The following is a 14565-nucleotide window of genomic DNA, read 5'->3' on the forward strand; positions in this document are numbered from 1 at the left end:
ATGTCGCTGTACCTCGACCCGGAGGGAGCCAAGGTCTTCGCCGGGCTGACGGGCTCGGAGTGGCCGGAGGCCGACGAGGACAAGCTCAAGGACCTCGACGGGGAGTACAAGGCCGCGGCCGAAGCGTTGCGGTCTTTGCAACGCCACCTGAACGACTACGTCGCCGCCATCAACGCGGGTTTCGCGGGCGACGCGGCCGAGGAATTCGGCCAGTACGCCAGGCAGTACATCACCGGTGACGAGAGCGGCCTGAGCACCCTGGAGAAGGTGGCGGCGGCCGCCGAGGGGTTCGGCGACTTCCTGTTCGAGACCTCTGCGCAGGTCAGGTACATGAAGGCGCAGGCCATCGGCCAGATGATCCTGATGGCGATCGAGATCGCCGCCGCGATCGCGATGGCGTTCTCCACCGGCGGCCTATCGCTGCTGAAGATCCCGACTATCCGCGCGATCACCAGCGCGATCCTGCGGTTCCTGGTGCAGCTGGTCGTCGCCACCATCATGTCGCTGGCGTTCGAGCTGGTCGCCGGGTGGCTGCTGGACCTCGCGATCCAGTCCGAGCTCATCAAGCAGGGCCTGCAGCACGGCTGGAACCAGGACCTGACCACCGGGGCGATCAAGGGCGCCGCGGTGTCCGGCGCGATCGGCGGCGTGGCCTCGATGGGCGCCGCTGCGCTGGGCAAGGCCGCGACCAAGTACCTCGGCAAGACGCTCGCCAAGTTCGACCTCACCTCCGAGTTCAGCAAGAAGCTCCTGAACGTCGGCGACCACGCCGCCGACAGCATCACGAAGCAGTTCGGGAAATCGGCGAGCGACACCGGGACCACTGCCCTGTCGAAGTCGCTCACGGAAACGAGCACGTCGACGACGGGCAGCCTGTCGAAGTCGACGACGGACAACCTGGCGGGATCGCTCCCGAAGCTGGGCGACGACCTGGCAGCGACGACGAAGAACTTCAGCAGCCACTTCCTGACCGGGTTCGGCAACGGCGCGTCGCACGGAATCGGCAAGGGCGGGCTCCAGTCCCTGACCGCCAGTGCCGGGTTCCGGTTCAAGGAGGCGGTCAGCGCCGCGTTCGAGAAGCACCTGACGGGTGCCCTGGGCAAGGCGGGCGCCAAGAGCGCGGGGGAAGCCTTCGGCGAGGCGGTGACGAAGAACGCCGGCAAGACGGGTCAGGGCGGCTTCGAGCTCGGCTTGGCCACCGCGATGCATCCCTACCGGAAAGAGCTGGGCGAAAATGCGTTCAACGCGCTGACCAAGGGATACTCCGACTCGATCCACAGTGGATTGAACCACGTCCGGGAGAGCACGGCGTCCCACATCGTGGGCTCGATCGCCGGCTCGCCGATCTTCGGTCTCCAGGGATTCCTGGGCGACGGTGCGGGCAGCGCCGTCAACGGCGAGGAGTGGGACCCGAGCTGGGAGAGCTTCACCGGCGGCGCGATCTCCGGTGCCGCCGAGATGCTCGGCGAAACGCTGGTCGCCGACAAGGTCAAGGAGCAGCTGCTCCAGAACAACCTGACCCTCCCGCTGATGATGAAGAACTTCTTCGACTCCGGCGGCACGACCTTCACCGCTCCGGCCGATACCGGCTTCGGCGGTTCGTCCGGGCCCGGCAGCGCGATCAGCACCGAGTCGAGCAGTTTCAGCGACAGCAGCTCGACGTTCTCCGATTCGTCCACTGTGGTCGACTACGATCCGCTGGACACCTTGGAGAGTGCCGCGAACATCGAGACCCAGCCCCCGCCCGCCACCGGCGACTACGGCGACTGGATGTCGGACACCGGTTCGGACTACGGCGAATCCCACTTCGACGACGTGGACCTGATCGACCTGGATACGGATCTCGATCCGGTGACCGGCGAGCAGCTGTCCGAGCGCGGCTCGAACGACGACCACCAGGTCGCGTTCTCGCCTGGTGGCGCCGTTACCTCGCCAAGCTCGATGACGACGAGCACGGGCCCGACGCCCGCGGTGACGTCGACCAGCACCCCGGCGAACCCCCAGAACCCCGGCGCACAACCGAATCCCGGCCAGCGGAACACCGGTCAGCAGAACCCGGTCTCGCAGGTCACCGAGGCGGCGCCGAAAATCCCCACGAGCACCGAGTCTCAGACGGCGCCGCCAGAATCTCAGACGACGCAACCGGAATCCCCGTCGGCGCAGCAGCCCACGCAGATCCAGACCGAGACCGGCGCCACAACCGGAACCAGCGTTGACGCGAACCGTGTTGCCCAGCCCGTTGAGACGCAGCAGGTGGCCACGGGCGGCCAGGAACCCCCGACGCCAGTCCAGACCACCGGCGGCGACTTCACCAACGGCCGGTACGACCCTGGACTGAACTGGTCCGCGCTCGACGACCCGAAGGTTTCCCTCGAGGATTACAACAAGTACACGACCGAATCCGCTCCGGTGCCGACCGAGACCGGTGGCGACGCAACGCACACTCCGGAAATGACGCAGCTCGATGGTGACGGTGCCGACGACGAGGTTCAGTACCGCCGGGCGCCGCAGGGCCCGGACGAAGACGACCCCGTGCACGGATACGCCGCGCCGATCGATGCGAACGGCATCAAGGATGCGCTGCGCCCGGAGATCCTGCCTGGGCCGCAGGTCCAGGGCGATTCCAAGGTTGCGCACCAGCTTGGGCTGGACCCGTTCGGTGTTCGTCAGGCTCCTCCTGGACCGTCCTTCCTCCAGCAGGACGGCAAGGGCTACGACTTCGGCAAGCTGCACGCGGACAAGCGGTCGGCGTTCTTCGAGGCGCTGAACATGGCCGCCGGCGGTGGTCAGCTGCTGAGCTGGGATTCGCTTCAGCCGGAGAACCTCGCGTCGCGGCCGGATTCGGTCACGACCGGGTCGATCACGACGCGCGCCAGTGGGCTGGGGCTGAAGCAGCGGAAGATCCCGAACCTGGTGCACAGCATCTGGCTGGGCGGGCCGCTGCACGACGACGGCGGATCGCGCGCGGACTTCATGGCCAAGGTCGGCGCGGCGGCGAAGGACGGCAAGCGGTTCGCCAACTTCGGTTTCGTGCTGTGGACCGATGTTCCCCGCTCGGAATTCGAGCGCGTCGCGGGCTCGGAGTCGCCGCAGGGCGCAGATGCGCAGATCAAGCAGATGCTGGACTGGGCCCAGGCCAACGGCGTGATGCTGATCAACGTCGACGAGCTGTTCAACGCGCACAACCCGATGACGCTGGACGCCGAGGTGCGGACCGAGCGGGCGCGCGGAACCGGGGCTGCGTACGCGTCGGCCAGCGACATGATCCGCGTGGAAATCCTCGACCGCGTCGGTGGCGTCTACAACGACGGTGACAACACGCTGCAGGGCGACCTCGCCGGGGCTGTCGAAGCGGCGGCCAAGCACAAGTTCGGCTTCATGCTGTCGACGGACCACAGGTCGGGCAAGACGCTGAACAACTCGGCGATGATCGCCGCCGCGGGCACCCAGGCCACCAGCGAGTACCTGAAGATCCTCGGCGACAACTACGCCAGGGATCTCCACGAAATCTTCGCCATGGAGAACGGGAGCGCGTCCTATTTCAAGGCCGCGGTAGCCCTCGACGCCGACGCCCGGCGCGATCTATGGCAGGTGGGCGACTGGGGGAATGGTGACTACGCCGCGGAAGATTACGTCAAGAAGGAGACGATCTGCCGCACCGGCCCGAACACGTACACCTTCAACCAGCTAGCGCTCGCGTTGGGCCTGTCCGACTACAACGGCGACGATGCGTGGCTGAACTTCCCGGCGGTCAACGCCGACGTCATCGATGTCGGGACTGAGCACAGCTGGCTGGAGAAGAACCCGTCGGAGCACGACGAGTCCGCCGGCAAGCCGCAACCTGTCCAGACCGGGCCGCAGGAAGTCGTCGCCGCCGTCCGCAAGGCCGTCATCACGCTGCACCGCGAGTTGCCCAACCGAGGCAACTACCTGCACCTGCCGGCGGCGGCGCGCACCATCGACAAGCTTCCGGTCGAGCACCGAGCCGCGGCGTGGACGGCCGCTCTGGAACTCTTCCACGAGACGCTGCCGCCGAAGACCACGATCAACGCCCCGAAGACCGGGTTCGACCAGCTGCCTCCGGAGGCCCGGAGCCTGCTGCGCGACCTGTACCCGGACGCCGGATACCCGGACGAGTCCCAACACCGCCGGGCGCCGAACGACTCCGGAGACTTCGACGCGAAGACGAAGAAGCAGGGCCTCGACCAGGAGCTGGGCCGCCGGCACGGCACGGCGCTGAGCGACCCCGACGGAAAGTGGATGGAGCCGTACGGGACTCCGCTGAAGCCGGAAGACTGGGCGGACCAGCGGAACTCGGCGCCTCACGTGACCGTGGCCCACCTGGCCCGCGATGTTCAGCACGACGTCAAGGTGTTGCCCGACAACAGGAAGCAGTACACCAAGCACCCGCTGCCGAAGTTCGGCATTCCGCGGGACCAGCACGGGAACTTCCCGAAGGGCGCGGACGGGAAGGCCCGGCCGGACTGGCTGCAGAAGGTCGAGGAGCGTCAGTCCGAGCTGAAGAAGCAGCTGATCGGTCACCTCAAGTCGCAGCAGGGCGTGGTGGGCAAGATCGGCTACGACGCGCGGCGGATCACGGTGGCCGGCAAGGACGGCGAGCCGGACCGCACCGTCCTGGAGTTCACGCACAAGATCTACCTCAAGGGCGGCTCCGGTCGGGAAGCCGGCGTGCAGGCGCAGACGACGAAGCTGCTGAACCAGCTCGTCAACGACCCCGGCCACCGCATGCACACGCGCGAGCAGTTCCACCTGAGGGTGGAATTCGTCGACGATCCCACCAAGGCCCACAACGAAGTCGACCTGCTCACGGCGAAGGAGGCGCAGGAGCGCAACAGGGGCACCGACCAGGGCACCTGGGTTCTGGAAGAGGTGGCGGAGGGCGACGTCCACTGGAATTTCGTCCACGAGATCCTGCACGCGGTGGGCCTGGTGGACGAGTACCGGTACTCCCACACCGACATCGCTCCCCCGGTGTTCAACGCCGATGGCGACCTCAATCGCGTCCAGCACGACCTCGACGACATCATGGGCATCTCGCCGCCGACGACGCGGTACGGCTTCAAGTCGCGGCACCTCTTCCAGATCGGCCTGCTGGCCGAGCAGCTCGGTGTCAACCACGCGCTGGCGAATCCGGAGACGTCAGGTGGGCGGCTCCTCACCTCGGAGGTCGGGGGCGGCCACGCCACCGAAGCGTTGGCGCACCTGCTGCTGGCCGAGCTCGGCTCGGACACGGTGGACGATCCGTCCGCGCACCTCGGCCTGTTCGGGAACCGCGATGCCCGTGCCACCTCCGAGTCTTCGACCATCGGGCACGAGAACTGGGAAGCGTCGGTCGAACTCACCAAGCAGGTCGTGGAGTCGCTGGTCCGTGACCTCCACGACCGGGGCGGCGACCTCAATCTGGCGGGCGTTCGCGAACTCGTCGCCAGGCACCGGCAATCCGACGCCGTCTTGGCCGCCGCGCTGGGCTACCTCCACGTCCGGCCCGAGCTGAGCGGCCTGGTGCGGCAGGTCACCGACCTCACCACGACGCCGCCGCCGCGCAAGGAGTTCCGGAAGCCGGATGCGCAGCCGAACCCCGCGAGCCCGGTCCATCTGCCCAAGCAGGCGCTGCGCTACCTGAACATCGACCACAACGCGACGCCGACGTGGTCGGACGGCGCGATCTCCCGGCCGGCGACGATGCCCGCGCCGCCGCGGGGGCAGACCGCCACGGACCTGGCCGCCAACCTGCGGCGCGCCCCGGACAACACGACAGAGACGAGCGAAGCCGCCGAGCCGGAGGCGGTCGATCAAACATCTCCGCTGGAGACCGATGAACTCGGCTCCCAGCAGGCCGATCAGCTCGACACCACTCCCACCGAGCAGGTTGACGTCGAGGCCGAGGCGCAGCGGTTGCTTTCGAAGTTGAACGCCGCGACGCTGCCAGTTCCCATGCGTTCGGCTTTCGTTGCGGAATGGGATTACTTCGGGTCGTGGCTGCCCAAGCCGCCCCCCGGTTTCATGGCCGGCCACGACTACTCGGAATTGAGCGCTGCGGCGGGGATCCGGCTGCTGGAGATGCTGGATCTGGCCAACCCGCCCGTTGAGCTGACCAGCGAGAACTTCACGCCGCAGGCGATCGTCGACAGCGTCGGCGACAACTCCGTCAAGGTGGCGGTGCACGAGCCCGCCGACCCGTCGGCATGGACCAGGGCTGCCGGTAAGGGTGCCGACGAGAACGCCGCGGATCAGGAGGCCCCGGCGGCCAACAAGACGCCCGGCGGCGGACTGCCCCCGCTGCCGGACAAGCTCGAATTGCCCTTGGTCCGGAATTCGATCTGGTTCGGAGGTCCGCTCGTCGCGGACTCGGAGGGCCAGGCGCAGATGATGGAGAACCTCCAGGCGTCGGCCGCGGAGCTCAACGAGCGTGGCGGCCGGGTCGTGCTGTGGACGGACGTGTCGCGGAGCGAGCTCGACGATCCGGCCGCGCAGCAGATGGTGGCCTGGGCCAAGCAGCACGGCATCGTCCTGGTGAACGTCCACGAGGTGTTCAACAGCCAATCGCCGATGCGGCTGCAGACGCCGTTCCTGGTCGAGCTGTCGAAGGGGATCAAGGCGGGTTACGCCGCCGCCAGCGACATCCTGCGGATCGAGCTGCTCAAGCGCTTCGGCGGGGTTTACAGCGACGGCGAGTACCTGACTGGCACGGACTTCATCGAGGGAGCCGTCGACTTGCTCAAAACGGCGCAGGCCTACGGCGTGCACGTGGAGAGCAAGAAGTCCGCGGGCAACGACCAGTTCGTGCTGCCCAAGGATCACCCGTTCGCGGACGTGTGGCTGGATCTGCTCGGCAAGAACTACGACAAGACACAGCCGGATTTGATGGAGTCGGCGTACTCCTTCGACAAGCTGGGACAAGATGCCGATCCGTACTTCGGCGACGGGAACCTGTTTGCCCATCGGAAGTCGGTGATGTTCCGGACCGGCCCCGCAGGACTGCTTCCCGCCGCGGCGGACGCGATCGGCTTGAAGGACTGGGCGGAGTTCCCCAAGACCCCCCGCAGCGGCATGGAATCCGGGTTCTCCTGGAACGACGCGGTGTGGTCGGCGCCGGCGATCGGCCTGCAGGACGAAGCGAAAACCGTCGAGCTGACCATCCAGGTCGTCCAGACGCTGGTGCGCGAGCTGCACAACAGGCCGGGCAACCTGCACCTGACGCTGGTGGAAGAGGCGGTCGCCAAACACGAGCAGCCGGACGTCATCTGGACCGCCGCGCTCGGCTTCCTCGCGTCTCGTCGCGAACTGGCGGAGATGGTCGACACCGTCACGGATGTCTTCACGGTGGCGGACGAGAACAGCGAGATGGGGTACGTCGCGTACCAGGTGAACCTGCCACCGCAGGCGTGGAGCCACCTGGAGATCGGCGACGGGCCGTGGACCCACCAACTCACCGAGTACACCCGGCCGGCGAAGATGCCGTGGCACGCGGCCCAGCCGGAATCGCGCGAGATCGTCACCACTCCCACCAAACCGGCGGTGAAGGTTTCGCTGCGGCCGGAAGATGAGTTGTCCCCGCTGGACCGGTTGGTGAAGAAGGTCGAGGAAGCCGGGAAATCGGGCGATCTCACCGGCAGTCACAAGCCGGTGCAGGTCTCGCCGCAGGGGGATGAGTTGTCCCCGCTGGACCGGTTGGTCAAGCAGGCCAAGGAATCCGCGAACGTCCAGGAACTCGTGGACAAGATCGCCGAGAAGCGAGGCCAGGAACCCCATCGCCTGACGAAGCCGTTGCCGCCGGAGCCGAAGCCGGCGGCGAAGGTGCCGTTCGACCTGGCCACGCGCGGGATCGTTTCGAAGTTCTCCCGGTTGGTCTCCGTCTTCGGCGTCCCGGCCGGACCGTCGAACACGCACGACCGAGCGCAGGTCGTGGAGCAGTTCGTGGACACGATCGTGCAGAAGGTTCCGCTCGGCGAGGACACCGCGCGTGATTCGCTGCGCCAGCAGCTGAAGGATGCGGCCTTCAACCTGGGCGAGAAGGGCGTGCTGGAACGGCTTTCGCAGGGCTGGCACTTCGAACTCGACACCGTGCGCCCGACCGAGGACGGCTTCGTCGCGGATCGGCGCGGGCTGCACCTGAAGATGGTGCGCACCGAGGTCCTGGAGGTACCCGCCAACGCGGTCCTCCCCGACACCGATCCGCAGAAGTCCGCGCAGGAGGAGAGCTACCAGAACGAGAACAGCCGCGAGATCGGCCGTCAGGCACCGACCGGATTCGTCGTCGGCGTGGGACTGTCCATCGCGTCCCACGTCGCGCACATCCTGCCGGTGTTCAAGTTCGGTGCGGACCGCGTCCACAAGTACGGCGAGCGGTTCGCCGAATTCCTGGCCAACACGCTGAAGTTCGGCTCCCCCAAGAAGTACGTCGACGTCCGCACCGATCTGACCTGGGAGGACGATCAGGGCTTCAAGGGTTCGGAGCACCTCGGGACCTTCCGGGCGGTGTACTCGGACGCGTTCCTCATGGACGTGCAGCTGGCGGACCTGGGCGATACCGCGAACACCCGCACCGGCGACCCGGTGCCGATGCCGACCGAGTTGTCGGGGCTGATCACCGGGATCTTCAGCATCGAGCTCGGCGATCTGCAGAAGACGGTCTTCACCAGCCCGGAGCTGCCGTCCTGGGTGAAGGAGAACAAGCGGCTGCGGGCGGCGCTGGAGTACAGCCTCTCCGAAGCCACGTTCCTGGACAGCTCCGTCAAGGGCCTGGTGCACGGCCGCACCATCACCCACCACGCCACGCACGGGCAGATCCTCCCGCGCAATCCGCTGCGGCCGGCCACCGAGCCGCCCTCGGTCAAGCTGCACGTCAAGAACGAGGTGCTCGGCTGGAAGTCCCTCGGCACGGTCAAGCTGCCGGCCGGGGTGAACGTCCGGCGGCTGTTCGAATCCATGCACGAGAGCAGCATCGGCAGCAGTGCCGAGGGCGGGCTGCGCGTTCGCGCCCCGCAGACCATCGACGGGATGCCGCTGGGCGGCGAGATCGGTCCCGACAGCGCCATCACCGTCGGCTCCAAGCGCAACGAGATCATCACCGACAAGGCGTCGTGGGGCGAGAAGAGCAAGGCCGAGATCGACACCGAGCTCGCGATCTACCAGCTCGACGTCCGCCGGATCGTCGACCTGGAGGCCCACGAGCTCGGCGCCAAGCGCCTCACCGAGCTGACCCTGGAGTCGGTCGACGGCACCGAATTCGTCGCCGTCGCGAAGGAGAACGTCGAGGCGTTCGAGCAGGCGCTCCAGAGCGCGCGCGACCGCGTGCCGCGCCCGGAGCAGACGCCGGAAGTGGCCCAGCCGCCCAGCCCGGACCGGTTGAACGCCCTGGAGAAGGCGGTGGCCGGCAACGGGCTGCTGTCCGGCCTGATTTCGTTGAAGGACACCGACGGGCTCATCACCGGTGTTCGCGACGCGATCGTGAAACGGCTGCCGGGGGAGCCCACGGCCGCGACCCTGCGCAAGATCGACCGGCAGCTCGGCGAGCTCGACTGGTCGAACCTGGCGCTGCAGTTCGGCAACATGGCCCACCGCGAAGGCGAGCCCCCGAAGAAGCCCTACGCGGTGACCATCGAGGTCGCCGACGGCGTGGCCTACAAGGTCGACGTCCACGCCGTGCTCGGCAAGGTGGTGTCCGAGCAGCGGAGCGACAAGTCGATCATCTCCGGGACCCTGTCGGAGGGAACGAGCCAGCGCCGCAGGCTCAAGAACACCCTCGGCGGTGCCTTCTCCATGGCTGCGCTCCTCCGCGTCAAGCTGGGCGACGGCTACCCGAAGACGATGCACGGCGGCGCGGCGGTCGGGGTCCAGGGCGGCTACAGCGCCAACGCGATCAGCGGAGACCTGTCCGGGGCCGGGGCCGAGACCAAGGTCCAGATCAAGGGGCCGGCCACCAAGGTGCGGCGCGAAGTCACCTTCTTCGCGGACGTCACCGAGATCAGGCACCGGTCCCTCGGCCAGCGCATCAAGGCCGCCGTCCGGCCCTCCGACCTGCGGCCTTCGACCGACCTCGGCGAGGTCCAGGTCAAGGCGCGCGCCGACTACGCGGTGCCGGAGGCGCTGGTCGACGCCTACCAGCAGATGCAGCCGGGCGACCCGGTGATCGGCGCGGAGGCGGTGCAGACCTACGTGCAGGAGAACCCGGGCGCGCTGGAACCGGCGCCGAAGGGCATGCTGCTCGCATCGGTCGACACCTACGCGCAGGAGAACAAGGCCTTCGGGAAGTTGCAGGCCAAGGTGATCGGCGAGTCTGGGGCGCGGTTCCTCAAGCGCCTCGGGCGGACGCCGAAGGCGCCGCAGAACGCGTCGACGTTGAGCCCCGAGTTCCACCACCTGGCGGCGAATTCCAAGTTCAAGGGCACGCAGCGGGAATTGATCGAGGTCAACCGCGGCGCGGCGTACGACAAGATCGAGATCGCATCCGGCCGGTACCAGGCGGTCAACGCCCGCTACGTGAAGACCATCGACACGATCACCAGCACGTCGACCACCACCGCGGAACAGTCGGTGCACTCCGGCAAGTCCGGTACCGGCACCGGGGAGATCGCGGCCACCGCCCTGGTCGGGGTCGGCACGCTGGGCGGCAGCTACGGCCACCAGGGCGAGCTCGGCGGCAAGACCACGCAGACCAGCAACTCGAAGTCGACGGCTCCCGACATCCACACCCGGTACAAGGTGTACGTGGTGGACCTGGTCAGCAGCACCGAGTACGACTCGTACCGGCACCTGTTCGGCCAGCCGAACGTCAAGGGCGACGCGTTCGACCCGTACGACCCGAGGGCCGGGCACGCCGGCCAGACCGTTCTGTTCCCGCAGAGCGCGCTCTGGCTCGTGCCGGACACCGACGGGATCCACGAGACCCCGGTCCACGAACCCATCCCGGTGCTCAGCGACATCGGCAAGTCGCCGCTGCACAAGGACGTCAAGCTCATCGACTTCGAGCCGGAGTCCGGGAAGCAGGTCTCGGACTGGGTGATCGAGCAGGTGGGGAAGAAGTTCCCCGACCTGGTCCCGCACTGGCAGCCGACGGCGCAACGGCGGTCAGCACCGCCGTTCCCGGCGGTCCAGCAGCTCGAAAAGGCGAACAACCTCGGTGTCCTCCGGGAAGCCGCCAACGGCGGGTACCGGTGGGAGTTCCCGCGGTCCGGCTGGTTCAACAACAAGTACCGCTCGGTCACCCTCAAGATTGAGGAGGACCCGGCCGGCCAGGTCGTCGAGATGTCCGGCAAGTCCGGAGGGTCGGTGGAGCTCTCCGGCGGGTCCGCCAAGGACGAGCAGAGCACCCACCAGACCAAGGCGTTCGCCGGGTTCAACCCCAACCCGGCGTTGCCCGTGGACGCCAACGGGAACACCGTTCGGCAGACGCTGTCCTTCGGCGTGAACTCCGCCAGCGGCAACGAAGTCACCACCGGCACCTCCGACGTCACCCAGCACCGCACCCGCCCGGGGGCCAACACCGCCGTGCGCAAGGGCGTTCGGGTGGTGCTGGAGCTCCACGAGATGTCCGCGTTGCCGATCGCGCTGACCTCGACGTTCGACGACGGGCCCAAGCTGCTCAAGAAGCTGCTGCCGAAGACGTTCTGGGACGTCCCGTCGCGGAAGGTGGCGGTCACCGAGACGCTCGGCGGCACGGCGACCTTCGAGTTCCCGACCGCGCTGCGCAACAGCAAGTCCGGCGGGCCCGTTGCGGGGCAGGAGGTCGTGCTCGGTCAGGCGAACACCGAACCCGAGGGCCGCGACGTCACGCAGCTGGCGCACGACCTGGCGTCGTTCCAGCTGGCCAAGGCGCTGCCCAACGACATCGCGCACAAGATCGTGGAAACCATGCAGGGCGCGCTCTCCCACGGCGACGGGATCCACGTCCCGACGCAACGCTGGGTCGGCGAAGGCAGCATGAGCTGGCACACGGTGACCACCGCCGTGTCCCCGACCTCCTTGCTGGGCAAGGCGAAGTCGTTCCTGGGCCGGGGCTACGTCTTCCACATCACCGTCCCCGACGGGCGCGGCCGGGCCGTGGAGTACGAGATCCGGCTGAAGAAGCACCTGCTCGGCCCGAAGTTCCAGCTGTCCTGGGACGTGCCGCGCGCGCAGTTCAAGCAGCAGCGGAACCTGACCGAGGACGTCGCCGAGATCGACGGCCTGGGCTTCCAGGCCGGCCTGGGCAACGCGTCGCAGGGCGGGCAGATGGCCTCGATCGCCGGCACCAACCTGCTGTACCTGAAGGAGACCGCGCGGGACGGCGGCCAGTTCAAGGTCAAGATGGATGCCGGCGAGGGCATCTCCAAGTCCGAGTGGGCCGAGTTCCTGGCGGACGCCAAGTGGGACGTCCAGGTCCGGCACCGGATGCGCGGGCAGCGGGAGTTCAGCGGGCCCTACCAGCGGAGCTGGTTCTACCAGGGCAGCGACCTCTTCGACGTGCCCATGCGCGATGCCCACCTGTTCGCCGACCTGGACAAGGCGTTGCCGCCGAAGCCGGGCGAGCCGGACCTGAACAAGCCACTGCCGCCGAATCCGGGCGAGCCGAGCGAGAAGGCGCCGGGCGAGCGTCCGATGCAGCTCCAGGCGCCGCTGACCGACGCGAACTCCGAGATGCCGGAGAACTCCGAGCAGACTGCCGCGACCGTCACCGAGCACGAACCGGCGACGAACAATTCCGGGTCGCAGGGAGAGATCTCGGCATCGGAGGTCGCGAACACCGAGAACACCGAGACGGCCTCGGAGGAGGAGCGCACCCCGGAGCCGGTCGAGTTCAGGAAGTACCAGCTCATCTCCTCAGCGGCGAACGTGACCAAGGTCGGCGACTTCCCGGTCGACGCGAAGCACAGCGAGAGCGCCCAGGACCTGCTGGTCAAGTCGATCGTCGAGAAGCTGCGCGGCAGTGAGCTGCTCAACGCCCCGCTGCCCGGTGCGGCCGCCCGCCTCAACGGTGAAGCGGACGGCGAGGCGATCGCGCAGACGCTCACGCGCGTCATGCGCAAGACCGGGGTGATCGGATTCCTGCGCTCCCACACCGACGGCTCGCACACCGACAAGCTGCTGGTGTCGCTGTCCGGGGGCCGGAAGCTGTGGCTGACCCTGCGGCCGGTGGAGGGCAGCTTCAGCCGGGTCGGCAACCTCTACGAGGGCGCCGTCTCGGTGCAGGGCGCCAGCTTCGAGAGCAACCCGAGCAGCAAGAGCTCCATCAGCACGAGCCACACCCAGTCGGTCGGGATCAGCGCCGGCGAGCTCAGCGCCGCCGCGCCGGGCCAGGAACTCGTGTCGTTCACCGCGCAGCTGACCCACACCGGGAACAACACCAGGGGCGTGGCCAGCTCGCAAAGCGTGGTGCACGAGCGCAAGCTCGGCAAGATCACGGAGTTCTTCGCGACCGAATTCGAGCTGCACGCCACCGTCACGGAGAAGGGCGCCACGAGCGCGGAGTTCGTCGAGACGCTGACCGTGCCGGTCCCGGAAGGTGAGGATTCGGCCGGGATCGCCAAGCCGCTGAGCATCGAGTTCGGTTTCCCGGAGCAAGCGCTCGGTACCCAGACGGACGCCCCTTGGGTGCTCGAGGCGGCTCCGGGCGTGCGGCCGCCGGTCATCCCGCTCGAGCTGCAGAACCTGACCGCCCGGATCGTGGCCGTCAGCGGCAGCGGAAACCTTCGGGTGCCCGTGCTCGAACACCTCGCCGACCTGTTCCCGCACGCCGAGCAGCTGATCGACGAGATCGGCGCCCGCCTGTCCAGCGATGGCCTGCTGGACTTCTACCTCTCCCTGTTCTCCCCGTACAACCAGATCCACGTCCCGGCGGTGGTGCCGGTCGACCAGAACAGCCCGGTGCTGCCCAAGTCGCTGAAGCCGGTGGACCCGGCCCTGCGGTTGCTGCGGAACACACTGCTGCCGAACACGATGCGGGTCGACGCCAAGGTCGAGTTCCGGCCGCGGATGCTGGCCGTCGAGCAGATCGCCATCACCGACTACACCCACTCGGGCACCACCCACCGCGACGGGGCCGCGCTCTTCTTCAGCGACAGCGCGACCTCGGGCTTCGCCATCGGCATCGACTCCCACGCCCTGCGCAAGGTGAGCATGCTGATGGAGGTCCTGCCGGTCCAGGTCGGCGGGCGGGGGGTCGTGAAGGCCCAGTGGGGCCACGAGCTGGCCCGGCGCGGGCTGTACCAGAACGCCTGGAAGCTCAAGGCCCAGAGCGGCGCACCGCACGGGCTGTTCGTCGTGACCCTGGACATGGGCTTCTCGATGTCGACCAGCACCAACCGCGGGGCCGACGTCGAGCAGTTCAAGCGCAACGCCCCGCTCATGCTGGTCCTGGCGGTGCGCGAGAACGACATCCCGGACTTCAAGCAGATCGTGGTGGACGCCTTCCAGGGCGTGCCGTCGAAGCCGCTGGCCCCGCTGCCCGATCCGTCGCCGAGCGCCGAGCAGAAGCAGCACCTCCAGAACCTCGCGGTGCTGGCTCGCAGCGGGCCGCTGTCGGACATGGCGAAGCTGATCGATTCGCATCACGTCGCCGATCAC

The 14565-nt window shown here is 67.9% G+C and carries 1 protein-coding gene (cut by a window edge); it reads left to right on the top strand.

What is annotated here, in order from left to right; genetic code table 11:
* On the top strand, nt 1-14565 hold part of the coding region annotated (locus tag BLW84_RS10610) for a WXG100-like domain-containing protein (protein ID WP_143060916.1) (this coding region is incomplete at its 3' end). 12707 nt of the annotated region lie beyond the right edge of the window; 14565 of 27272 annotated nt are visible.

Source organism: Saccharopolyspora shandongensis, assembly GCF_900106995.1.
In the GTDB taxonomy this organism is placed as follows: domain Bacteria; phylum Actinomycetota; class Actinomycetes; order Mycobacteriales; family Pseudonocardiaceae; genus Saccharopolyspora; species Saccharopolyspora shandongensis.